At 63.6% G+C, this 24434-nt stretch carries 11 protein-coding genes; 6 read left to right on the plus strand and 5 right to left on the minus strand.

Annotated features, from left to right (window positions below):
• Positions 1-335: 335 nt before the first annotated feature.
• Positions 336-4127, minus strand: coding sequence for a S8 family serine peptidase (locus JFN91_RS02800; protein ID WP_199387679.1), 3792 nt, complete (start codon positions 4125-4127; stop codon positions 336-338).
• A 477-nt stretch (positions 4128-4604) separates the two neighbouring features.
• Here JFN91_RS02800 and JFN91_RS02805 point away from each other — a divergent pair, with 477 nt between their 5' ends.
• From JFN91_RS02805 to JFN91_RS02825, 5 genes are all read left to right on the plus strand, one after another.
• On the plus strand, positions 4605-7100 hold the full coding sequence (locus tag JFN91_RS02805; protein WP_199387680.1) for an ATP-binding protein: 2496 nt from the start codon (positions 4605-4607) through the stop codon (positions 7098-7100).
• On the plus strand, positions 7097-9313 hold the full coding sequence (locus JFN91_RS02810; protein ID WP_199387681.1) for a CHASE domain-containing protein: 2217 nt from the start codon (positions 7097-7099) through the stop codon (positions 9311-9313). The genes JFN91_RS02805 and JFN91_RS02810 overlap by 4 nt, the downstream gene beginning before the upstream one ends.
• A gap of 10 nt (positions 9314-9323) precedes the next feature.
• Positions 9324-10589 (plus strand): sensor histidine kinase, encoded by a 1266-nt coding sequence (locus JFN91_RS02815; protein WP_199387682.1) that lies wholly within the window; start codon positions 9324-9326, stop codon positions 10587-10589.
• An 18-nt stretch (positions 10590-10607) separates the two neighbouring features.
• The gene (locus tag JFN91_RS02820; protein ID WP_199387683.1) at positions 10608-12890 is read left to right on the plus strand and encodes a response regulator; all 2283 of its coding nucleotides are present in this window, start codon (positions 10608-10610) and stop codon (positions 12888-12890) included.
• A 236-nt stretch (positions 12891-13126) separates the two neighbouring features.
• Complete coding sequence (locus JFN91_RS02825; protein ID WP_215907245.1) at positions 13127-15310, plus strand: hybrid sensor histidine kinase/response regulator; 2184 nt, start codon at positions 13127-13129, stop codon at positions 15308-15310.
• Positions 15311-15350: 40 nt separating this feature from the next.
• Here JFN91_RS02825 and JFN91_RS02830 read toward each other — a convergent pair whose 3' ends face one another.
• On the minus strand, positions 15351-18218 hold the full coding sequence (locus tag JFN91_RS02830; RefSeq protein ID WP_199387685.1) for a hybrid sensor histidine kinase/response regulator: 2868 nt from the start codon (positions 18216-18218) through the stop codon (positions 15351-15353).
• A gap of 177 nt (positions 18219-18395) precedes the next feature.
• Between JFN91_RS02830 and JFN91_RS02835 the strand changes: the two genes are divergently transcribed.
• Positions 18396-19901 carry a hypothetical protein gene (locus JFN91_RS02835; protein ID WP_199387686.1) on the plus strand — a complete coding sequence of 502 codons (1506 nt, stop codon included), beginning with the start codon at positions 18396-18398 and terminating at the stop codon, positions 19899-19901.
• On the opposite strand, the gene JFN91_RS02840 is transcribed toward JFN91_RS02835, so the two are convergent.
• The 3 genes from JFN91_RS02840 to mgtA all read right to left on the minus strand — a co-directional run bounded on the left by JFN91_RS02840 (position 19885) and on the right by mgtA (position 24122).
• Complete coding sequence (locus JFN91_RS02840) at positions 19885-20475, minus strand: DUF4337 domain-containing protein (RefSeq protein WP_199387687.1); 591 nt, start codon at positions 20473-20475, stop codon at positions 19885-19887. The two genes, JFN91_RS02835 and JFN91_RS02840, sit on opposite strands and share 17 nt — an antisense overlap.
• 171 nt (positions 20476-20646) lie before the next feature.
• Entirely contained in the window at positions 20647-21438 is a 792-nt protein-coding gene (locus tag JFN91_RS02845) for a PTS sugar transporter subunit IIA (protein ID WP_199387688.1), read from the minus strand.
• On the minus strand, positions 21438-24122 hold the full coding sequence (gene mgtA, locus JFN91_RS02850; RefSeq protein ID WP_199387689.1) for a magnesium-translocating P-type ATPase: 2685 nt from the start codon (positions 24120-24122) through the stop codon (positions 21438-21440). Before mgtA ends, JFN91_RS02845 begins: the two co-directional genes overlap by 1 nt.
• Positions 24123-24434 lie beyond the last annotated feature (312 nt).

Below are 24434 nucleotides of genomic sequence, written 5' to 3' on the forward strand. Positions count from 1 at the left end.
TAAGATACAGACTTAACTTCGTGCGTTTTCGATGGCTTGGTAAAGGCAGGTGGGGAGGTGGGAGTGACTACCTAGCTACTCGACAATCGGGAAAAACATACATTTTATCAGCGTGTTAGCGCGCAGCGCTCAGGATTGAAAATCCTCGTGTCGGCGGTTCGATTCCGTCTCTGGGCACCACTAGAAAGTAAAGCGGCCAGCTAGAAATAGCTGGCCGCTTTTTTTATTCAATTCCCGATCCCGCTGATATCTGTGAGACCTCATCCCTTCCCACAGAACAAAAGGGCCAGCTTTTCTGCAACTGGCCCCTTTTTGCTTTTACCCCTTCCGCAACGTCACTTGAATCTGAGGTTCTCCACGACGACCTTCCCGCTTTTCACCGCCAATTTCCCGAGTATCCCCGTCGTCTGCGTGTTGATGGAGTAATGGCAGTCGAAGCCGCCCCGCAACTTAACCGTGATATCGCGATCGAAGCTGAGATCGCCGGGGAAGTCGTAGGCCTGCAGCATGATGGAGCCGCCGCCGGAGGCCTGGGCATAGGCGCCTTGCGGATCGTCAAAGGATGCCGGGGGGACCGAATCTGCCGTCACCTGGGCGCGCGGGTACACGCACGCCAGGACCGTCACGCTGCTCAAGGACGCGGTGGAACTGCCATAGGCGTTAGAAGCGGTGAGCGAGGCGACGTAGGTCCCGGGTGCCGCGTAGACGTGCGCGGGATGCTGTTTGGGGCTGCTGGTACCGTCGCCGAAATCCCAGGCCCAGGTGGAGGCCGCGCCGACGGTGGTGTCGGTGAACTGCACGGCAAACGGCGCATAGCCTACCTGCTGGTTGAGGGTGAAACCGGCGCTCAGGTTGGTCACCGACATGGTCACCTCCCGGTCGCTGCTGGTTCGACCCAAGGCGTCACTTACCCGCACCGTGAAGGTGAAGGTGCCGGAGGCGGTGGGGGTGCCGGATAGTTCGCCGGTGACGGGGTCGAGGCTGAGCCCCTGCGGCAGGGTTCCGGCTGTCACGGACCAGGTGAAGGGGGCGACCCCCCTTACTGCGATCCGATGGCTGTAGGGGATCAAAAGCAGCCCGCCGGGGAGTTGCGTCGCAGTTATGGTGAGGGGAGCTGTCTCGTACTCGATGGTCAGCATGTCGAAGTCGTTGCCGTTCCAACTGTACCCGGTGGCAAAAATCTGGCCGGAGGGGCCGAGGGCCAGCGAGAAGGCACCCTCATTGCCCTGCATCACCGACCAGTCGTTGGGGAGGCCGCCGGAGTCGCTGGTACGGTTCCACAGCAGTTCCCCTTGCGGTGAGTAGCACAGGATATTGAAGTCGGAGTTGTGACCGTTCTTGAAGCCTGCGACGTAGGCCCTGCCGCTGCTGTCGACGGCGATGCCATAGCCGTTGGGGGTGCCCCAGGCATCGTAGTCGGCACTCCAGAGCATGTTGCCGGCAGTATCGTACTTCCTGGTCACCTGCATCCCGATGCGGTGGCCGGAGACGTACGGGTTGCCGGCGGAGTCCAGGGCTAGTCCCTCCCACTGGTCCTGCAGGGTGCCGTTGTCTTCCTTCTTGATCCACAGGAGTTGGCCGGCCGCATCATATTTCATCAGCAGGAAATTGTAGTCGTAGTCGGGGCGTCCCCCTTCGGTGCCGGCCACGTAGATGTTGCCGGAGGCATCGACGGCGACCGCGTTGGCCCAGCCGTCGATGGGGCTGGTGTAGGTGCGGTGCCAGAGTTCCTCGCCGCTCGGGGACAGTTTCACGGTCAGGACCTGGTTCCTGAGGTCCTCCATGCTGAAGGTGTGGCCGGCGAGGTACAGGGTGTTGTCGGCGCCGACGGCGATGCCGTCGGCATAGGCATAGGCATAGTTTGCCACTGTGTATGTCTTGTCCCAGAGCAGCTCTCCGTTGCGGCTGATTTTCAGCACCACGTACTTGCTGTCATCGAGGTTACCGCAAACGAAGGCCTCGCCGGCGGCATTTACCGCGACCGCCGCACCTAAGTTCCTTCCCGGGTGGTAGTAGCGGTAGGACCAGAGTTCCTGGCCGGAAGGATCGTATTTGACCAGCAGAATCGAAGGGGTGGCCGCGTCGCTCATATTGCTGACCACGTAGGAGTTGCCCTCACCGTCGGCGGCAACGGCTTCGCCGACATCGTCTGCGGAGGTTCCCTTTACCGCGGCCCAGCGCTCCACTACAGGCGAGTCTGTGACATGCAGGTTCACCACCCGGCTGACGGTCTGCCCCAGGGCATCGGTCAGCGCAACGCGTACCGGCCAAATGCCCGCCTCCGTCGGTACCCCGGATATCTCGCCACTGCCCGGGGCCAGATCGAGGCCGGGGGGGAGGGGGCCTTCGACCACCGACCACTGGACCGGGGCGCTGACGCCGGAGGCCTTCAACTGCTGACGGTAGGGCAGACCGACGTTGCCGGCGGGGACGTAGTGGATGATGGACGGTGTGGGCAGATAGACCGTGGCGCTTCCCGCCGGCGATGTGAAGGTGAGGCGCTCCGGGTTCCTCAGGGGAATCCAGGAGGCTGAGAAGATGCCGTCGCCGGCAACGGCGTCCGGGGCGATGCCGTCGTCATGCAGGGTGATGGTTTCGCCGCCGGAGGTGGTCGCGCTGACGTCGCCCAGGGGGGATCCGCAGGAGATGCTGAGCACCGATATCACCGTCGCCACGCCCGGTACGAGGTCCGCAGGGAGCTGCTGTACTGCGAACAGCTTCTGGTCCGAGCAGGTGAGTGAGCCGTAGGCATTGAGCCGTTTCCCGGTGAGGGTTTTTCCTTCCGCGGCTGGAATGGGGTCGCCGCCGGTGAGGATCAGGTTGCGCAGCACGTTTGCGTCACGGGACGGGTCGGCCGCCTTCAAGAGTGCCGCGACGCCGGTCACGTGGGGGGCGGCCATGGAGGTGCCGGAGAGGGTGCCGTACCCGCCGGCGATGCCCCATTTGTTGATGGCGGGGATGGTGCTGAGGATTTTGAAACCGGGCGCGGCGAGGTCGACGCTCTTTTTGCCGTAGTTGGAGAAGTAGGCGAGCTCGTCCATGCTGTCGGTGGCCGCAACCGAGATGATGTTGGCGGACGGGTAGGCGGCGGGGTAGGAGGGGGCCCGGTCGGTGTCCTGCGCATCGTTGCCTGCCGACGCGATGAACAGGGTGCCCGCCTCGTTGTCGATTGCGTCCAGGAGCGCCTGGGAATAACTCCCCCCGCCCCAGCTGTTGTTGGAGGCCACCACCGGGACCCCGCGCTCTTTCATCTGTTTTATGTACTGCAGGCAGGTGATGGCGTCGGCACTGTAACCCTCTCCGGCTGCGTTGAGGAACTTGCACGCCATGATCTTGACGTTCCAGTTGACCCCGACCACGCCGGTCCCGTTGTTGCCGACCGCGCCGATGGTGCCGGCGACGTGGGTGCCGTGCCCGTTGTCGTCAAAGGGGTTGCCGGTGCCGCTGCTGGCGTCGATGCCGTAGACGTCGTCTATGAAGCCGTTGCCGTCGTCGTCGATGCCGTTGCCAGGGATCTCGAGTTTGTTGACCCAGACGTTTCCGGCGAGGTCGGGATGGGTATAGTCGATGCCGGTGTCGATGGTGGCGACGACGACGTCGGCGCTGCCGGTGGTGATGTCCCAGGCCGCCGGCGCCTTGATGTCCGCACCCGGCATGCCGGCTAAGCCCAGGTTCTGCAGCCCCCACAGTTCGCCGAAGAGCGGGTCGTCCGGTTGTGCCTGGAGCTTGAACAGGAAGTTCGGCTCTGCGTACTGCACGTCGGGGTCGCCCTGGTACAGTTTCATCGCCTCCTCGACGGTCATTCCTTTCTTCAGCTTCAGGTGGTGCAGGCGCAGTGCGTCGAATTCCTTCAGCTTTTCCGCACCGTGTTTCTTGTGGAGATTCTTCTTTCGCTCGGCGGGGACGCCGGGTTTGAACTTGACCAGCAGTTCTCCGTCCTTGAACTTTTTCGGCGGCGCTACGGGAGTGTCACCCTTGCGCGCCAGGGAGGGCTTGCGGGGAGGGGCCGGGGCGGCCTGCGCCGTTTCGACCGGGGCCTTGGGGGAAATTGCAGCATGCAGCTCACTGCCGCAGAAGAGGGAGAAGGTGAGGGCGAAGAGTCCGAGCAGGCTGCAGCGGCGAGTCATGGTTCCTCCATTGCAAAGTAATACCCGGAGCGGGCAGGTCAACATTAAATGCCGGCAAACTTATATTTACACATGAAAATTGTCAATACCAAAGGTGCTGCCGTCCGCAGTCCAAAGCACTTGTCATTGATGCCGTTGTCCTCGCTGTACCTCCTGGCATAAGAGAGCCTATAGTTGAGATCATGATTGATTGCCCTCCTGCTGGACGATTGGAAATAGATTCTGCCATTTCTCTTAATTGTAGAACGTGAAGTTTGTTGTAACCTTGTTGTGATACCTTGGTATAACGGGGCGGGAATTACTGTCATGGTAATTTAGCTGTGGGATGCCAGCTGGGGTGATACACATTGCAGGCAGGGAATTGCTTTTGCTTTGCCTTTATTGGTTCCTCCTTTGAGAGTGGATGGTAAGGCACACTCTGAATAAAGCCCACAGAAAAACGGCAAGCTTCACTAAAGGCCGTTGCCAAGGAGACGCATGACGGCTCCCCCCTCTGTCCAAAAGCTGCCCCGCTGGACGAAACCGGTCTGTTTCGTCGCCCGTTCCCTTTTTACCCATCCCCGCGGTCTCCTCTCCCTTTGGCTTTTATTGACCCTCACATGTCTTGTTTCCGTGCCTGCCGACGCCTCCGACAGGACCGTGACGGTCGGGGTCTACGAAAACCCGCCCAAGATCTTCACCTCAGAAGCGGGCAAGCCAACCGGGATATTCATCGACCTCATCGAGCACATAGCCGAGAAAGAAGGGTGGCGTCTGCGCTACGTGCCCGGCACCTGGAGCGAGGGGCTGCAACGCCTGCAGAGGGGGGAGATCGACCTGATGCCGGACGTTGCCTACACGGCGGAGCGGGAAAAGATCTACACCTTCAACAAGATTCCCATCCTGTCGGGCTGGTCCCAGGTCTATGCGCGCAAGGGGAGCGGCATCCAGTCCATCCTGGATCTGAACGGCAAGCGGGTGGCTGGTCTGGAGAAGACCATCCAACTGGAAACGGTCGACCGCCTGGCCAAAAGTTTCGGCCTGAAAGTCACCCTGGTCCCGGTCTCCAATTACAAGGCCGAGTTCCAGATGATCGCAGCGGGGCAGGTGGATGCCGGGGTCACCAACCGTTACTACGGGTTGATGTTCGCCAGGAAGTCCGGCCTCGAAGACACCCCGATCATGTTCGATCCCGCCCCGTACCTGTTTGCCGCGCAGAAGCCCACCTCCGAGGAGGCCCTGCAACTGCTCGATGCCATCGACCGGCACCTCGCCGAGATGAAGAACAATCCGCAGTCTGCCTACTACAGCATCCTGAAACGATGGACCTCGGAAGAGGTCGACTGGAAACTGCCGCTGTGGCTTCAGTTCCTGGGGCCCGTGCTGGCGATCGCCCTGCTGATGAGCGTGGCCGGAGCCGTGATCCTGAAGCACCAGGTCAAGGCCCGCACCAGCGAACTGCGGCTGATCAACCAGGAGATGGAGCAGCGTATCGAGGAGCGGACCCGCTCGCTCCAGGAGGCGAACTCAAAACAGCATGCGACGTTGGATGAGCTTGCCGTCGCCAAGGAGGGGGCCGAGGCAGCCAACCGCGCCAAGTCGCTGTTTCTCGCCAACATGAGCCACGAGATACGCACGCCGCTCAACGCGGTGCTGGGCTTCAGCCAGATCGTGCTGCACGATCCGCAGTTGTCGCCGGAGAACCGCCATAATCTCGAGACGGTGAACCGCTCGGGGGAGCACCTGCTGGCCCTGATCAACGACGTCCTCGACATGGCCAAGATCGAGTCGGGGCGGGTGACCGTAGAGCAGGCGCCCTTCGACCTCGCCGGGCTGCTCCGGGAAGAGACGGAGCTGCTCACCCCCAAGGCGCTGGCCAAGGGGCTGCAGCTGGTACTCGAGGTCCAAACGGACCTGCACCCGTACGTCACGGGGGACGCGGGCAAGTTGCGCCAGATCGTCATCAACCTGCTCGGCAACGCCATAAAGTTCACCGAGCAGGGCGGAGTGTCGCTGCGTGCCCGGACCACCGAGCGGGACGGGGCGCTGTGGCTCGAGGCGGAGGTCCAGGACAGCGGCCCGGGGATCGACCCGGAGGATATCCAGAACGTTTTCGGGGCCTTCGAGCAGGCCGAGATGGGACGCAGGACCGAGGGGGGGACCGGGCTGGGGCTCGCCATCAGCCGCCAGTACGCCCGGCTCATGGGGGGGGAGCTCACCGTCACCAGCGAGCCGGGGCATGGGGCGTGTTTCCACCTGACCCTGCCGGTCACCGGGGCGGAGCGCCCGGCGGCACCGGTCCGGGGGGCGCTCCCGCGCATGGCGCACCTGAAGGCGGGGCAGCAGGCGTGGCGGGTGCTCGTGGTGGACGACCGGGATACCAACCGGGAGATCCTGGTGAAGATGCTGGCCCCGATCGGCTTCGAAACCATCGAGGCCAAGGACGGCGAGGGTGCCGTCGCGCTCTTCATGGCCCAGGCGCCGCACCTGGTCCTCATGGACGTCGTGATGCCCGTGATGGACGGCCGCGAGGCGACCAGGCGCATCCGCGCCCTCCCCGAGGGAAGGGAGGTCCCCATCATCGCCGTCTCTGCCAGCGTCTTCGAGGAGCAGTTGCGCGATGTGATGGAGGCCGGGGCGGACGAGTTCCTGCGCAAGCCGTTCCGGGAGGAAGAGCTGCTGGAGAAGATCGCCCGACTGCTCCCGGCGCAGTTCGTAGACGACGAGGTCGAGTCCCGGCCGCCGGCGCTGGAGGGCCCCTTTTCGGAGCGAAGCGAGGCGGAGGAACTGGGGGCAATGTCCTGCCAACTGCACGAATCGCTGATCGCCGCGGTCAGGGAGCTGGACCGGGGGCGGGTGGTGGCGCTGCTTGCGGAGCTGGCGGCTGTCGCGCCCGAGGCCGCCGGCCGCCTGCAGGCCCATGCCGATAGCTACCGTTTCGACCTGATCGAGGAGGCGCTGCTGCGTTGCCCGGCGCAGGGGGGACAGGCATGATGCGGCGCCTCACCCAATGGCGCGTTCCCCTCGTGGTGCTGACGGGTCTGCTGATCACCGTGGTGCTCTTCTTCCTGGTGCGCAGATCGGAACTGGCCTCCTTCGACTCACGCCTGGAGCGCGACGTGTCCAACTGTGCCGACACCTTCGGCAACAGGGTCGACGACACACGCATGGTGCTGATGGCGCTTCGCAATCATTTCGCATCGAGCAAGGAGGTGAGCAGGAGCGAGTTCACCATCTTCACGGAACCCTTCCTCAGGGAACACGCCGAGATCAAGGCGCTCTCGTGGAACCCCGCCGTGCCGCTACGGCAAAGGGGGCGCTTCGAGGAGGAGGGACGCAGGGAGGCGGGCCCCGGTTTTGTGATCACCGAGCGCAGCGCTGGGGGGGGACGCGTCCCGGCGGCGGACCGGGGTTATTACTACCCCGTCTGGTACATCGAGCCCATGGCGACCAACGGCAAGGCCATCGGTTTCGATGTCGGATCGGACCAGGTGCGGCTGGCCGCGCTGGAACGTGCCCGCGACACCGCAGCGGCGACGGCCACTGAGCGGATCAAGCTGGTGCAGGATCGGGCCTCGACCTACAGCGTGTTGGTCTTCCACCCGCTCTACGCCAGAGGGCTTCCCACCGAAACGCCGGCGCAGCGCCGGATGGCCTTTCTGGGCGCCACCGTTGCCGTGCTCAACATCGAGCAGCTCCTGGTAGCTACCTTCGGAGCCGCGACCCCCTTCGGCCTGGACTTCGACCTCGTCGACCGTTCCGCCCCGTTCGGGCAGCAACTGCTGTACCGGTGGAGCAGCCGGAAGCAGGCGGGGGCGACCTGGTTCGCGCCGCTGCTCCCCCCCTCCCGGACCATGGTGCGCAACTTCGAGTTCTGCGGGCGCCAGTGGGGGATGAGGCTTTCACCCAGCAGGGAGTACCTGGAGCGCAACGCGCCCGTGGCGTACTGGCTGTTGCTGCCGGCGGGGGCGCTGCTCAGTGCCTTCCTGGGGCTCTACTTCCGGGCCATCAACGCGCAACGCGAGGAGCTGGAGCGGCTGGTCCTGGAAAGAACGGCGGAGCTGCAGTCCAGCGAGGCGACCTTGCGGGAGCTGAACGTCCATCTCGAGGAACGCGTCAAGGAGAGGACCCGGCAGCTGGAAGAGGCGATCGAGGCGCTGTCCCAGGCCAAGGAGCGGGCCGAGGTGGCGAACCGGGCCAAGAGCGTTTTCCTGGCCCACATGAGCCACGAGATCCGCACCCCGCTGAACGCGATCCTCGGCTTCAGCGAGATCGCCCTGCACGACGCCACCCTCACCCTTGAGAAGCGGCACAACCTGGAAATCATCAATCGTTCCGGCGAACAGCTCCTGGCACTGATCAACGACGTGATCGAGGTCTCCAGGATCGAGGCGGGGAGCGCCACCCTGGAGCGTCACGTATTCCGGCCCCACTCCCTCCTGGAAAAGGTCGTCGCCGGCTTCCTGCGCGAGGCGCGCGCCAAGAACCTGCAGCTGGTCCATGAGCCGGCCGGGGAGCTGCAGAGTGTCGCCGCCGGGGACGAGGCAAAGATCCGCCACGTCCTGCGCGACCTGGTCGGCAACGCGGTCAAGTTCACCCGCGAGGGAGGGGTGGTGGTGCGAAGCAGCACCGGCACGCGCAACGCAGGACAGTGGTTGGACGTGGAGGTCCAGGACAGCGGGTGCGGGATCCCTCCCGAGGACCTCGAGCGGATCTTCAACGCCTTCGAACAGGCGCAACTGGGCGAAGGCGACCTGGGGGGGACCGGCCTGGGGCTGACCCTCAGCCGGCAGTATGCCCGCCTGATGGGGGGGGACATCGCCGTGCAGAGCACCCCGGGGCAGGGCTCCTGTTTCCATTTCAGCGTCCCGCTGACCCATGCCACTGCGCAGGAGGTGGCGGAGGCCCTGCGCAGCCGGCCTCATCGTGCCGGGAGCGAAGAGAAGCCGGAACCGGCAGAGCTGGACCAGGAGCTGGACCGGTTGTCGCCGGAGCAGTGCCGCACCCTCGCTGCCGCCGCCAGGGGGCTGGACAAGAACCGCCTGTTGGAGCTGCTGCAGCCTTTGGCGCAAAGCGCGCCCGAGGTGGCCCGGCGGCTTAAGGGGCTCGCGGAGAGCTACCGTTTCGATTTGATCGAGGAGCTGGTCGGACCGGAGGGGATGGGAGATCGCCAGAGGCCGTACGGGGGGCATCCCCCGAAGCGATAGGGAGCGCAACATGACGCAGAGCAGAGGGAACATCCTGGTGGTCGACGACACGCCGGCCAACCTGCAGCTTTTGGAGTCGATCCTGCAGGAGAGAGGCTACACGGTCCGGGCGGCCATCAACGGCCGACTCGCCATCAAGGCCGCGCGGCTCCAGCCCCCCGACCTGGTCATGCTGGACATAAACATGCCGGAGATGAACGGTTTCGAGGTGTGCCGGGAGCTGAAGAACGACCCGCAGTCCGCGGCTATCCCCGTGATCTTCGTGTCGGCGGCGGTGGAAACAGCGGACAAGTTGCACGCCTTCGAGGAAGGGGGGGTGGACTACGTCACCAAGCCTTTCCAGCCGATGGAGGTGCTGGCCAGGGTGGAAACCCATCTCGAGCTGGCCCGGGTCCGCTCGGAACTCCAGCGGCAAAACCAGGCCCTGGCGCAGGCGCTGCAGACCCTGACCCGGGCGCAGACCCAACTGGTCCAGTCCGAGAAGATGGCGGCGCTGGGGCTTTTGACCGCCGGTGTCGCCCACGAACTCAACAACCCCCTCAACTTCATCTCTGCCAGCGTCCAGGGGCTGCAAAAGACGGTGGCGCCGGTCGACCAGCTGATGCTGCTCTGCCAGGACCTGGCGGGGGGGGAGGCCGGCGCGGCGCTTAGGCGTCTCCAGGCCTGGATCGGCGCCAACCACCCCGAGGAGCTGCGCCAGGAGATGAACGAGCTGGTGAGTAACGCCTGTTACGGCGCCAACCGGGCCGCCGAGATCGTTGCCAGCCTGCGCATATTCTCCCGGCTGGACGAGGCGGACAGGAAAAATGTCAACCTGCATGAATGCCTCGACGCCGCCCTGCTGCTGTTGCACAACCGCTACAAGGACCACATCCGCATCGAGCGTCGCTACGGCGACCTCCCCCTGTGGCTGTGCCAGCCGGGAAGGCTGAACCAGGTGTTCATGAACCTCTTGGGCAACGCGGTGGACGCCATCAACGCCAAGCCCGCTCACGCTGCCGACGAGGAGATCCGGGTCAGCACCAGGCTGCAGGAGCGCGGTGGGCGCTCCTGTGCCGTCGTCGAGATCGCGGACACGGGGATCGGCATGAGCGACGAGGTCAAGCAGCATCTCTTCGAGCCGTTCTTCACCACCAAGGAGGTGGGGGGCGGGGTCGGCCTCGGACTCGCCATCTCGCACGGCATCGTGCGCGACCACGAAGGGAGCATTGAAGTGGAAAGCCGGGAGGGGCAGGGGAGCCTGTTCCGGGTGGTGCTGCCGCAGTTTGAAGTCTAGGGGAAAAGGATCTCAACCATGGATGAGCTGAAAGGCGTTGCCAAACCGAAACTCCTTTACGTCGATGACGAGCGCCCCAACCTGGTGGCCTTGCGCGCGCTGTTGCGCGACACCTACGAGGTGCTGATAGCGGAAACCGCCGACGAGGCCTTCGCGATACTTAAGGAGCACGACATCCCCCTGATCGTCTCCGATCAGCGCATGCCGGGGATGACCGGCACGCAGTTCCTGGAAAAAGTGGCCGAGCTGTTCCCCGACAACGCCCGCATGATCCTGACCGGTTACGCCGACATCGACGCGGTGATCGAAGCCATCAACCGCAGCCAGATCTACTACTACTTCAAGAAACCGTGGAACGAGACGGAGATCCGCCTCACCCTGGCCAACGCGCTGGACTCGGTACAGACGCGCCGCAAGCTGATCGACAGCGAGCGTCGCTTCCGGAGCACCTTCGAGCAGGCGGGGCTGGGCATCGCCCACCTCCAACTGCACGGCGAGATACTGAGGGCGAACAGCCAGTTGCAGGATTTCCTGGGGAGATCGGAAGCGGAGTTGCTGGGGCAGTCGTTCCGGAACTGGTTCGCGGGGTTCGACCCCGAGGAACTGCTGCCGGCACCGGGCCGGGTCGTGGTACGGGAGTCGTCGGTTCCCACCCCGAGGGGCGCGCGCTGGAGCCGCCTCACCTCGTCGGTCTCCCTGGACGGCAAGGGGGTGCCCGATTACCTGATCGCACTGGTGGACGACCTGACCGAGCGCAGGCACACCGAGGAGCAGGTGCTCAAGCTTTCCCATGCCGTCGAACAGTGCCCGGTCTCCATCCGCATCACCGACCGCAACGGGGTGGTCGAATTCGTCAATCCCAGGTTCACCGAGATGACCGGGTATTTGGCGGAGGATGTGGTAGGCAGGCCGGCGGACGTCTTCCTCACCTTGCAAGACGATACCGGCAGCGCCAAGGGGGAGTTGCAGGCCTGTCTCGCCGCCGGCGCCGCATGGGAGGGGGAACTGCTGAACCACCGGAAGGACGGTGCGTCCTTCTGGGCCAGGGTCTCGGTTTCGCCCATATGCAACAGGCAGGGGGAGGTGACCCACTACCTGATCCTGAAGGACGACATCACCGAGCGGCACAAGCTCGAGGAGCAGCTCAGGCAATCCCAGAAGATGGAGGCCATCGGGCAGCTCGCCGGCGGCGTCGCACATGATTTCAACAACATCCTGATGGTGATCATGGGGTACGGCTCCATGCTCACCGCGGACGCCCTGCTGGCACCCCCGCAGAAGGAAAAGGTGGAGCATATCCTCGAGTCCGCGGACAAGGGGGCGCAACTGACCGCGAGCCTGCTGGCCTTCTCGCGCAAGCAGGTGATGAAGCTGGAAGTGGTCAACCTCAACGACGTCATTCAGCACGTGGAAAAATTCCTCACCCGGGTCATCGGCGAGGACGTCCAGCTCAGGTCGGTGCCCAGCGCCTCCCCGCTGCCCGTCAACGTCGACTGCGGTCAGATCGAGCAGGTGCTGATGAACCTGGCCACCAACGCGCGGGACGCCATGCCCAAGGGAGGGGTGCTGACCATCGAGACCTTGCACCAGGCGTTCGAGGAGCCCTGCGTTATGCCCCATGATCTCGGGTCACCGGGCGTCTACGCGGTCATCGCCGTCTCCGACACCGGCGTGGGCATGGACGAGAACACGAGGTCCAGGCTCTTCGAGCCCTTCTTCACCACTAAGGAGCAGGGGAAGGGGACCGGTCTCGGCATGTCCATCGTGTACGGCATCGTCAAGCAGCACAACGGCGTCATCAACGTCTACAGCGAGCCGGGCCAGGGCACCACCTTCCGGGTCTACCTGCCGCTCATGGAGGGGGGGGAGTCGGGCGAGAGAGAGCGGGGAAGCTTCGCACCTCCCCGCGCCGGTTCCGAGAGCATCCTGGTGGCCGAGGACGAGCCGGCCCTGCGCGAAATGCTGGAGAGCATCCTGGTCGAGTACGGCTACCGGGTGATCCTGGCAGGGGACGGCCAGGAGGCGGTGGAGAAGTTCCGCGCGGCAGGCAGGGTCGACCTGGTGCTTTTGGATATGATCATGCCCAGAATGAATGGCAAGGAAGCCTGCGACGCCATCAGGAAAACGGACCCGGAGGTCAAGGTGGCGTTCACCAGCGGCTACACCAAGGATTTCATCTACCAGCGCGACGCACTGGACGCGGGGACGGAGCTGATCATGAAGCCGGTGCAGCCGATGGAACTGTTGAGGCGGGTCCGGGACATCCTGGACCGGCAGCCGCCTCCGCGCAGCAACGGTTAGGGGTGCGGAAGCCAGTCCACGTCACGGCGGGCTGCTCCGGCACTAGAGAACGCCCAGTGGCCGCAGGTCTGCCGGCAGACTGCATACGGTTTCGAAGCAAGCAGAAGGCATGGAACGACGTCTGATGGCAGGGGCTTTGCGGACAGCATTGCCATATCGATGAATTGCAGCAAAATACTGAACTAGCGGGTGGTTTAATGATCGACAACTGACAGCGGTATTTTGAGCGTATGGATATGGTAGCTACAAATACAGAGCCTGATACAGCCCTGGCCAAGTCAGTCAATGTTCTCAAACGGCACCTGTTTTCCGGTGTGCTGGTGCTGAACCTTGTCGTGGCGGCAATGATCACCTTCACCGTGCTGCAAAGCAGGGAAGCGTATCGTAGCAGGAGCGAGATAACGACCCAGAACCTCGCGAAGGTGATCGACGCCAACATCTCCGGCATCCTTGCCAAGATAGACGTCGCCCTGCTCGCGGTCTGCGACGAATATGAGCGCCAGCTTGGAGCGGGGGCGGTCGCGTCAAAGGATCTGAATCACTTCATCGTGCGCCAGCACAAGAGGCTCCCGGAGCTGGTAGCTCTCAGGGCCACCGATCCTGCCGGTATGGCCATCTACGGCCCCGAAGTCACACCCGCCACCACCAAGAGCCTCGCCCACCGGGACTATTTCAGTGCCCAGCGCGACAATCAGCACCTCGGCTTGGTAATCTCGAAACCCCTGGTAGGAGGTATCTCCGGGAAATGGATGGTTGTGCTGTCCAGGCGAGTCAACTTCCCCGATGGCTCGTTCGCCGGTCTGGTCTATGCCGGGATCACGCTCGACTACCTCTCGCAAAGCTTCTCCACGGTTGACGTAGGCAAACAGGGCCTGTTGTCGCTGGTGGCGGCGGACCGGACCCTCTTGGCGCGTTACCCGAAACTGAGCCGGCCGTCGGGTGCGCCGGAAATAAAAATCAACTCGCCGCAGTTCGATGCCTTGCTGGCTTCCGGGCGAGCATCCGGTACCTACCTGGCCAAAAGCAGCATCGACGGGCGCGATCGCATCTACTCGTACAGGAAGATCTCGCTGTCGCAGCCGCTCTACGTCTTCGTGGCCCTGGCGACCTCCGACTACCTTGCCAACTGGTACAAGGAGGTCTACCACGGCGTCTTTTTCATGCTCATCTTCCTTACCATCACCATCGCCCTCGCCATGATCTTCAGCAGACAGTGGGACCGAAGCCGGAAGGCGGAGCAGGCGTTGAAGGCACTGGAAGACGAGCGGCTCAAGATGGAGAAGCTGGAATCGCTGGGGGTGCTGGCCGGCGGCATAGCCCATGATTTCAACAACATCCTGACCGGCATCCTCGGCAACATCTCCTTTGCGAAACTGCAGTTAGAGCCGGAGCACGGCTCCCAACCGCTGCTGGAGGGGGCGGAGAAGGCCGCGCTGCGCGCCGCGGACCTGGCCAAGCAACTACTCACCTTTGCCCGCGGGGGAGCGCCGGTCAGGGAGGTGACTTCGGTGGCGCTCCTGGTCGACGAGGCCCTGTTGCTCACCCTGAGCGGTTCCAACGTCAAGGGGGTCGTCGACATCCCCGGGACCCTGAGCGCGGTCCAGGCCGACGTGGGACAGATGAGCCAGGCTTTTCGCAACATCATCATCAACGCGGTGCAAGCCATGCCTGACGGCGGGGTGCTCAACATCACGGCGCGCGAGCTTGTTCTCGAGCCGGGCAACCCCGCGAAGCTCCCCCCCGGTCCTTACGTGCGCATAGCGTTCACCGATCACGGGGAGGGCATCCCCGAATCTGCCCTCAAAAAGGTATTCGACCCCTACTTCAGCACCAAGCCGAAGGGGAGGGGACTGGGGCTGGCCTCGGCATACTCCATCGTGAACCGGCACGGCGGCAGCCTCAGTGTCGATTCCCGTGTCGGCGAGGGGAGCACCTTCACCATCGACCTGCCGTCTCTGGAGAGGAGATTTCAGCCGCGGGAGCCTGAGACGACGCTGCCCCGAGGCGAGGCGACCGCCCAGCTTTCGATACTGGTGATGGATGATGAGGAAGTGATACGCCACCTGGCGGAGGGGATGCTGCTACATCTGGGGCACCAGGTCCGCACCTGCCCGGACGGGGCGGAAGCGGTGAGGCTTTACCAGGAGGCGCTGCGGGATGGGACGCCGTTCAGCCTGGTGTTGGCCGATCTTACCATCCCGGGGGGGATGGGGGGACGGGAGGCGGCCCAGCAGATCCTGGCGGCGGATCCCGGGGCACGCCTCGTGGTGATGAGCGGTTATTCCAACGACCCGGTCATGGCTAACTTCCGTGAGTACGGCTTCGTCAAGGCCCTGCACAAGCCGTTCGGGATCGAGGCGCTGGCCGCGCTGCTTCAGTCGTTGGACGGGGTGACGACCACCGGACAGGGGAAAGCCTGACCATTGCGGCTGGGAATCCCTCCTGGGGGGCGAGGCACCGTCACTGCGCCAGCATCTGCGCGATCTTCTCGTGCAGTTTCCTCGCGTCCAGCGGTTTCGGGATGTAGTGCATCCCTTCTTCCACGATGCCGCGCTGCGCCACGATGTCGGCGGTGTAGCCCGACATGAACAACACCTTCACCTCGGGCCGGATCGCCCTGATCCGCTCGGTCATCTCCCGCCCGTTCATCCCCGGCATCACCACGTCGGTCAGCACCAGGTCGATGTGCTCTCCCTTGCCGCAGATCTCGATCGCCTGTGCCGGGCCCTGCGCCTGGACCACGGTGTACCCCATCTCCTCCAGCATCCTGGTCGTGGTCCACAAGAGCATCTCCTCGTCCTCCACCAGGAGCACGGTGCCGCTGCCGGTGGAGGGGATGGCGACATCGACCTCCTCCGCATCGGCCTCGGCGTCATGCAGGCGCGGGAAATAGACGGTGAACACGGTGCCGTGCCCAGGCTCGCTGTACACCGTGATGAAGCCGTTGTTCTGGGAAACGATGCCGTACACGGTGGCGAGCCCGAGTCCGGTCCCCACCCCCAGCCCCTTGGTGGTGAAGAAGGGCTCGAAGATGTGCTCCCGGGTCTCCCGGTCCATGCCGATGCCGGTGTCGCTCACGGTGAGCTTGACGTAGTCTCCGGGCGAGCAGCCGGTGTGATGCCGGCAGTAAGCCTCGTCCAGGCGGACGTTGGCGGTCTCGATGTTGAGGGTGCCGCCGTCGGGCATGGCGTCGCGTGAGTTTGCCGACAGGTTCATGAGGATCTGGTCCACCTGGGACGGGTCGATGAGGACGGTCCAGATGGAGGTGGCGGGCTTGAAGCTGAGGCGGATATCCTCGCCGATCAGGCGGCAGAGCATCTTCTCGGCGTCGATGACCTGGCTGTTCAGGTTGACCGCCTTGGGCGAGACGATCTCTTTTCTAGAGAAGGCCAAAAGCTGACGGGTGATCTCGCTGGAGCGCTGCGCCGCTTTCAGGATGTGCTCCAGGTACTTCTCAACCGGGGTGTCTTCGGGGAGCTGGTGCCGGCACAGTTCCGCCGATCCGATGATGACGCCCAGCATGTTGTTGAAATCGTGAGCCACGCCGCCGGCCAGGCGCCCCACAGATTCCATTTTCTGCGACTGACGCAGTTGCTCCTCCAGTTTCTTGTGCTCGGTCACATCGCGCCAGATGCAGTAGTACACCGGGTGATCCTGGATGTTGACGATCTGGGCGTGGACCTCGACGTTTCTCAATTCACCGCTGCGGGTGCGCTGCACCGTCTCGAAGCTCCCGCTGCCGTTGGCCAGGATGTCGGCAATGCGCCCGCGGGTCTCCTCCTGCGTTTCCTGGGCTTCTACGTCGAAGATCGACAGATGCTCGAACTCTTCCCTGCTATAGCCCAACTGCCGGCAGGCGGCGCCGTTGAAGTTGATGAAGCGGGCCGTAGACGGTTCGATGATGACGATGCCATCCGGGGACTGTTCCAGGAGGATGCGGTTGAACTGGGACTCCTCCTCGATCGCCCTTTCCATCTTCTTGCGCTCGGTGATGTCGGTGATGACAGCTATGCGGCAGGTCCTCCCCTTGTACACGGCGTCGTGTGAGGTTACCACGATGGGAAATACGGTGCCGTCCTTGCGGCGATGGTGCCACTCGCCGACATAGGTGTGGCCGGAAAGCCGCGCCGCCATCTCCATGAGCTTCTGCCGCTCGCTTTCAGGATAGAGGTCAGTCAGGTGCAGCGAGAGCACCTCCTCCAGCGTGTAGCCGTAGGCGATCAGGAAGGCCTCGTTGACTGCCACCATCTCCATGGTGCCGCGTTCGTAGACCAGCATCGGTGCCGGGTTGTGTTCGAACAGGTCGCGGTACCTCTGCTCGCTTGCCCTCAACTCCGCCTCGGCCTCCCGGCGTGCCTCTTCTTCCTTGACGATCACCATGGCCCTCACCACGAACATGGAGACCGCCACCCCTGCCGCCAGCAACATCAGCACCGCCAGCAGCAGGCGGTTTCGGTACGCGGTCAGCGAAGATAGAATTTCGCTCTCCGATGAGGCTACGGCGATAGACCAGAAGGTGGTGCCCATGGTGATGGGGTGGTAGACGGCGAGCTGGCGGGCAGGTGTGCCGCGCGGATCCCTTTCGGCGGGTGCGGTATAGGTCGCCGTGCCCGAGCGCCCCTGCAGCATCTGCCGAGCCATGGCAAGCAGGGAGGGATAGTCCCTGCCGTTGGTGAAGATGCTCTGGCCGCTGTGCCCCGGCAGCGGTGAGTACAGCTCGGTCCCGTCGCGGCTGATCACCCAGGCGTGGCCGGTCTTGCCGATCTTGATCACGTCGAGGTAGCGCTTGGCTAGGTTCTGGAAGTTGATGACGATGGCGATGCTGCCCCTGAAGCGGCTCCCGTCGTAGACCGGCACGTGCAGGGCGATGGCGTCATATCCCTGCACCGCCCGGAACACGTCGCTCACCACCGGCTTACGGGTGCGCAGCAGTTCCTGTATGTGCTTCTGAGAAGAGATGTTCCTGCCTGCCGCCGCGCGCTGCGGGATGCTGACCAGGACGATGCCGTTTTCGTCCATCCGGGTGAAGGAGCGGATCTGCTCCTTGTGGGCGTCGTAGAAAAACTCCATCTGCTGCCGGCCGGCGGCGTCCGCCGCCGCGATCTCCTTCATGCGCGCCATGGAACTGAGGATGCCGCTCCAGGTGCTGAAGTAATCCTGGATACCCTGGGCCGCCTGCTTGGCGTGGATCATCTGCTCGTCGTGCAGCCTCGATATGGCTGACTCCCTGGCCTGTTGGTAGGCGAACAGGAACACGAGGCCACACAGGCAGGTGCAGACGAGCACCAGGAATGCCAGTGCCGGTTTCTGGATCAGGCGTGGTTTCATTGACAGGGACATCCTTGCAACGAGAGAGTAAGACATGCTGCTACGGCTCTTATCGGCCAGTTGTGCCGAAAATTGAGGGCGTCGCGAAAGACACAGGCGGTGGGGCCGATCATTGAAAAAGCGGTGGTGCTCGCTACACTATGTGAGTTGTTTTTAATCTAAGAGTGGGGGCTCGCCATGGAAAGCTACAAGGAAATTGTCGCTATAGTCCTCGCGGTAGCCACCGCCTTCTTCTACCTGCTCTGGTTCTTGCTCCCCCCCGTCCGCCTGGTCTGGCGCTGCCTCTCCATCCAGGAAAACCTTCCCGTTTTGAACACGCTGAAGGCCTGCTATGACTCCGCCTGGCCCTTCCGCCCCGCCATGTTCAGAAGGCAGATGCGGCTTTGGCTGGAACTGCGTCTTTTGCACCCGAAACCGCGCCGGGAGCCCAAGTGGTTCTTCGATCCGAAGACCAAGCGCTACCAGTTGCAGTACGACGACACCGCCCACCGGCAGGAGGTGGCCGAGTGGAAACGCTCCACCCGTGCCAAGTTCGGGGCGCTCAAGATCAAGGAGAAGGAGCCGGTGATCGAGGTGGTGGACGTCTTCCGCCTCAACGACGAGGAGACCAAGGACGGTATCAAGCAGTACCTGCTGGCCGTGTCGGAATTGAGACTCTCGCTGGACGAGCAGGCCTCCTTTCTCTGCAGCGTCAAGATCGAGCACGGCTTTTTGTTGCCGCTGAACCTTTTGGCGGGGCTCATGTCCCGCTTCGCCGACGACTGGGACCCGATCATCTCCTGTTACGATCGGATGGCCAACCGGGCCTTCTCGCCGCAGCAGATGACCATCTTCAACCTGTGGCTTCTGTGGGGACCGAGCGTGCCTATCTGCAGCTGCGACCAGTGGAACGGCCCGGTCACCTTGCAGTACGGCTTCGGCGATGAGAACAACTCGGTACGGGTGCGGGTCAGGGACGAGAGGAAGGAGCAACTGCTGGCCGACCTGCGCAAGGCGGTGGCGGCAAGAAGCAGCACGGCCCACCCCGCCCTCCATGCCAGCATCACCGGGAGGCTGTGGCCCCCGAGCAGCTTCTTCCAGGGGGAGATCTGCGGAGCGCAGCAGGAGCTTTTGAACCCGGACCGCGAGGCCTTCATTCTCGAGTACGAGGGGCACAGCGTGATCGGCAACCCGGCCAGTTCCAGGCTCTTCTATACGGGATACGTGTGGGCGCTGTTCGTGGTGGGGCGGGAGCAGAGGCCGAGCGGGGAGCAGGTGCGCAAGGAGCCGTGGCTGCACGTGATCCCGTTCTTCGAGCACGGCAACATCGTGGACGAGTCCTGCTACAACATGGCCAAGCTGCAACTGGCACTCAAGGTGATCAACTTCGTGAAGACCAGCGGCCACCTCGAGGCCGACCCGGGACTCGCCCCGTTGAGGCTTTGGTACGTGTGCGCCCTGGACGACTCCGGGTGCGGGCGGGACATCGAGGTGGTTCCCAAGGGGAAGAGCATCCGCAGGATACTGGACGAACTGCTCTCGGAGAGCGAGCACAGGCCGCTCAAGAAGCGGATCATCACCGACGACCGCGGCTACTGCCAATTCCTGTCGGGGTGCCACCTCTCCAAGGTGGTGTCCGGGCTCTTCGACACCATCGCGGACAGCGCCGGGGGGCGGGCAGGCCGGCTTAGGAGAGGGCCTTGACCAGGGCGGTCGGGTGCAGCGCGAGGCCGAAGAGGCCCGCCACCCCCATCACGATGCCGAAACCTGCGAAGACCAGCGCCAGGTAGAGGAGCTTTCGCTTACCGGTGAGCGAGGTGATGGCCAGCATCGCCAGTGAGACGGCCAAAGTGGCGTCGGAAAGGTCAAACTGGTCGTCGCGGTAGTTCAAGTCGTCGTATTGCTTACCCAGGCCATTGGCCTTGTCAGCCAGCTTCGCTTCCTCCACCTTGTAGCGGGCAATATTATCGGAGTACTGTTTCTGCTGCGCCGCCAGGGGGGGCGACACTTTTCCCGGCGCCAGCGACTCCAGCGCCGCCACCTGGTTCAGCCCCAGTTCAGCCAGGTGCTGTTTCAGTTTCTTGGCCTGGTATTCGTTCCAGGCATCGACCTGGTCCGATTTCGCCTGCAGCATGGCCTGGACGATGTTGTCGTCCTTCACCTTGCAGACCGCCATGAAAACGGAGATGAGCGCCACGGTGATGGCGACCCAGTTGTTGAGGGTGTTTCTGGCTTCCGAGGAATCGAGCCGGTTTTGCAGGTCGTTTATTTCTGACATAAGGGATACTCCTTTCACAGAGGGGACAGGCTCCGCCAGGTGCCTGTCCCCTTTTTGCTTTGTCCCCTTTTCGCTTCCTTTTAGCGTTGAGAAGCCGGCTGCGCTGAAAGAAGCGTGCCGCTAAAGGGACAGGCACCTGACGGAGCCTGTCCCTTCCTCTCTTACCCAGCGTCACTTCCCTCCGGACGTCCTGAGGGCGAGACAGTCGATGAGGAGGCGCTCGCCGGTGAAGGAGGCTTCCTTGCGCTTGACGATGCGCCAGCCGCCGGTGTTGAAGGCGCTGTGCCCGGTCAACTCACCAGCCAGCCCCGGGAACCCTTCCAAAAGCTCGACGAGCGCCTGGTCGTGGCCGAGGACCACCGGCTTCAGACCGTCCCCCACCAGGATGGTGATCGGCTCGACGATCAGGTTGGCCAGGTCGTAGGGGGCGGGCTCCACCGCGGCGGCCCTGCCCTGCAGGCGGATCATCCGGGCGCGCGAGTCGGGGCCGACGGTCCCCTTGGTGGTACTGATCAGGTCGAGCAAGTGGTCGCGGATGTCGTTCAGGCTGTCCGCCGCGTTCAGGCGCTCGATCTCCGGGTAGATCTCCAGCGCCTTGGCCAGCAGGGAAACCTCGCGCAGGTAGTTGCTGCGCTGGTTCTCCGGGACCAGGTACATGGCGATCACCTTGACCGGCTTGCCGTCGGGTGAGCCGTAGTCGATCCCCTTCGGGCTCCAGCCGACGACGCAGATCAGGTCCTCCTCGAAGGGGACCCGGGCGTCGGGGCAGGCCCACCCCTTGCCGAGGGCGGTCTTGGAGGCCCCTTCCTTGGCCAGGATCAACCCGGCGACGTCGGTGTCCGGCGGCAGCGACGGGACCGCCTCGAGGATGTGGGCCAGGAAACGGAGCGCGTCCTCTTTATCGTAGTCGTCGGGTATCTCGAGGAGTCGTCCTTCCTGTAGTGCGTCGAGCAAGCTGTCCATCAGTCACCTCCAAAGCGGTTGAAGAACCAGGTCTTCACGAAGTGGGTCAGTATCGAATAGGTCAACAGGAAGCCGATGATCCAGACCCAGTAGACCGGCGGCAGCGGCACCAGGTTGAGCGCCGAGGCGAAGGGGGAGTAGGGGAGCCAGGCGCCGATGCCCATGATGAGCAGCGTGGTCAGCGTCATGGGGAGCGAGGCGCTGCTGCCGAAGAACGGGATGCGACGGGTCCTGATGATGTGCACGATCAGGGTCTGGGTCAAGAGCGACTCCACGAACCAGCCGGTCTGGAACAGCTTGGCGAGCCCCTCCTGCTGCAGCGCGGTGACGCCCGGGGCGTTGTAGGCGGCGCAGCCGAAAACATACCACATAAGTGCGAAGGTCGCGTAGTCGAACAGGGAGCTGATCGGGCCGACGCAGAACATGAAGCGCTTGATGTTCTCGATGTTCCACTTGAGCGGCTTGGCCACCAGTTCCGGGTCGACGCGGTCGGTCGGGATCCCGGTCTGGGAAAAGTCGTACAGGAGGTTGTTGGCCAGGATCTGCACCGGCTGCATGGGGAGGAACGGGAGCAGGTAGCTAGCCCCCATGACGGAGAACATGTTGCCGAAGTTGGAGGAGGCCCCCATCCTGATGTACTTGACGATGTTGGCGAAGACCCGGCGCCCCTCCATGATCCCCTCTTCGAGGACCAGGAGGCTCTTCTCCAGGAGCACGATGTCCGCGGTCTCCTTGGCGACGTCGACCCCGGAGTCGACCGAGATGCCGACGTCGGCGGCCTTCAGCGCCGGCGCGTCGTTGATGCCGTCTCCCAGGAAGCCGACCACGTGGCCGCTGGCGCGCAGGCTGCGCACGATCTGCTCCTTCTGGGCGGGAGATAGCTTGACGAAAACATCCACGTCCCGGACCACCTGGGCGAAGTCATCCTCGCTGATGCGGGAGAGTTCGGCGCCGGTCAGCATCCGGTCCGCCTTGAGACCGACGTTGGTGCAGACCCTCTGGGTGACCAGGCCGTTGTCGCCGGTCAATACCTTCACCCGCACCCCTGCTTCCTGCAACAGCCCCAGCGCCTCGCTGGCCTGCGCCTTGGGCGGATCGAAGAAGGCGATGAAACCCAAGAGGATCATCTGCGACTCGTCCTTCACCTCGAACTGGGTCTTTTCGCGCGGGAACTCGCGGTAGGCGATGGCGAGCACGCGGAAGCCGTCGCGGTTGTGGCGCTCGACCTCCTCGAACAGGTTGTCACGGATCATGTCGAAGAGCGGGAACACCTCTTCGCCGATCTGGTAGTGGCTGCAGCACTCGTAGATCTCCTCCACCGCGCCCTTGCAGATGAGCACGTGGTCGTCCTCGAAGTCCACCACTACCGACATGCGGCGGCGCTGGAAGTCGAAGGGGAGTTCGTCCACCAGGCGGCAGAGCTGCACGTTCATATCGGTGTGGTCGAGGATGGCGCGGTCGATCAGGTTCCTAAGCCCGGTCTGGTAGTGGCTGTTCAGGTAGGCGTAGGTGAGCACGTCCTCGCTGGTGCGGCCGGTAAGGTCGACGTACTTCTCCAGGACGACCTTGTCCTGGGTCAGGGTGCCGGTCTTGTCGGTGCACAGGATGTCGATGGCGCCGAAGTTCTGGATCGAGGGGAGCCGCTTGATGATCACCTTCTTGGCTGCCATGGTGAGTGCGCCCTTGGCGAGGTTCACCGTCACGATCATCGGGAGCATCTCGGGGGTGAGGCCGACGGCGATGGAGAGGCCGAAGAGGAGGGCGTCGACCCAGTTCCCCTTGGTCATGCCCACGATCATGAACACGGCGGCGGTCATCACCAGCATGAAGCGGATCATGAGCCAGGTGAAGGAGCGGGTCCCCTTGTCGAAGCTCGTTTCCTCCGGCTTCTCGGCGAGCGAGGCAGATATGGAGCCGAACAGGGTGCGCACGCCGGTGTTGACCACGACGGCGCGGGCCGAGCCGCTGTTGACGCTGGAGCCCAGGTAGCAGGCGTTGGGGAGTTCCCACGCGGAGAGGCCGGCCTCGTGCTCCTTGTCTACCAGCGCGCTCTTTTCCACCGGCATCGATTCGCCGGTGAGCGCCGACTGGCTGACGAAGAAGTCCTTGGCGGAGAGAAGCCGCACGTCGGCGGGGATAATGGAGCCCGCCATGAGGAGCACGATGTCGCCCGGCACCACATCCGAGATGCGGATCTCGGTCTCCTCGCCGTCCCGAAGCACCAGGGTGCGCGACTGCACCCTCTTGCCCAGCGCCTCGACCGCCTGTCCGGAGCGGCGGTCCAGTATGAAGGAGAGCCCGACGCTCAGGATGATCATGGCGCCGACGATGGTGGCGGACTTGGTCTCGCCGACTATGCCGGAGATGATGGCGATCACCAGGAGCTGGATGACCAGCGGGCTCTTGCAGCGCTCCAGGAGGTCGGCCACGACGCCCAGGCGCTTGGCATGGGCCAGTTCGTTGGCACCGTACTCGTCGAGGCGCTTTTCGGCCTCTTCCGTGGTGAGCCCTTCCTTGGCCTTGGTGTCGAGTTCCTTAAGGGTGTCGCGCACCGACATCGAGCAGAGCTCGACCAGGCGGCGCTCGCTGGCACCCTGGGTGGCGGTTTTCTGCGCTGCTGCGCGCTGGGCGGGGGGCTGGTGCTTCGAGGAACGCCCGGTAGGTATATTGGAAATCATGAACATCCTTCCTTCTCCTGTCACTTCCGTGCTGCTGGGTGGCGCCTGAGTGCGGCGGACCACGGCCTTGCACCGGCACGCCGAGAGGGATGCCGGAAAACGGTCACGCGAAGACGCGACTGGGCGGAACGGGAACGCGCGGACCAATGACGACGCTGTTCGCACTCCGGCCTGCACGCGGCCGGGCAGACGAACTGCCGCCGATGCGTGAACCGATCGGTGATTGCACTTATGAGGGAGTGGGTACGACAACTCCCCGCTGCTTCTTCATGTCCCGTTCTTGGGCGGAAAGCGGGTCAAAGCAGGCAGGGAAGGAGG

The sequence above is a fragment of the Geomonas anaerohicana genome, assembly GCF_016458305.1.
Lineage (GTDB): Bacteria > Desulfobacterota > Desulfuromonadia > Geobacterales > Geobacteraceae > Geomonas > Geomonas anaerohicana.

Coding starts and splice junctions, on each gene's coding strand:
- JFN91_RS02830 (WP_199387685.1), bottom strand. CDS start 18,218: ATGAAACCACGCCTGATCCAGAAACCGGCACTGGCATTCCTGGTGCTC.
- JFN91_RS02825 (WP_215907245.1), top strand. CDS start 13,127: ATGGTAGCTACAAATACAGAGCCTGATACAGCCCTGGCCAAGTCAGTC.
- JFN91_RS02810 (WP_199387681.1), top strand. CDS start 7,097: ATGATGCGGCGCCTCACCCAATGGCGCGTTCCCCTCGTGGTGCTGACG.
- JFN91_RS02805 (WP_199387680.1), top strand. CDS start 4,605: ATGACGGCTCCCCCCTCTGTCCAAAAGCTGCCCCGCTGGACGAAACCG.
- JFN91_RS02835 (WP_199387686.1), top strand. CDS start 18,396: ATGGAAAGCTACAAGGAAATTGTCGCTATAGTCCTCGCGGTAGCCACC.
- mgtA (WP_199387689.1), bottom strand. CDS start 24,122: ATGTTCATGATTTCCAATATACCTACCGGGCGTTCCTCGAAGCACCAG.
- JFN91_RS02845 (WP_199387688.1), bottom strand. CDS start 21,438: ATGGACAGCTTGCTCGACGCACTACAGGAAGGACGACTCCTCGAGATA.
- JFN91_RS02815 (WP_199387682.1), top strand. CDS start 9,324: ATGACGCAGAGCAGAGGGAACATCCTGGTGGTCGACGACACGCCGGCC.
- JFN91_RS02820 (WP_199387683.1), top strand. CDS start 10,608: ATGGATGAGCTGAAAGGCGTTGCCAAACCGAAACTCCTTTACGTCGAT.
- JFN91_RS02840 (WP_199387687.1), bottom strand. CDS start 20,475: ATGTCAGAAATAAACGACCTGCAAAACCGGCTCGATTCCTCGGAAGCC.
- JFN91_RS02800 (WP_199387679.1), bottom strand. CDS start 4,127: ATGACTCGCCGCTGCAGCCTGCTCGGACTCTTCGCCCTCACCTTCTCC.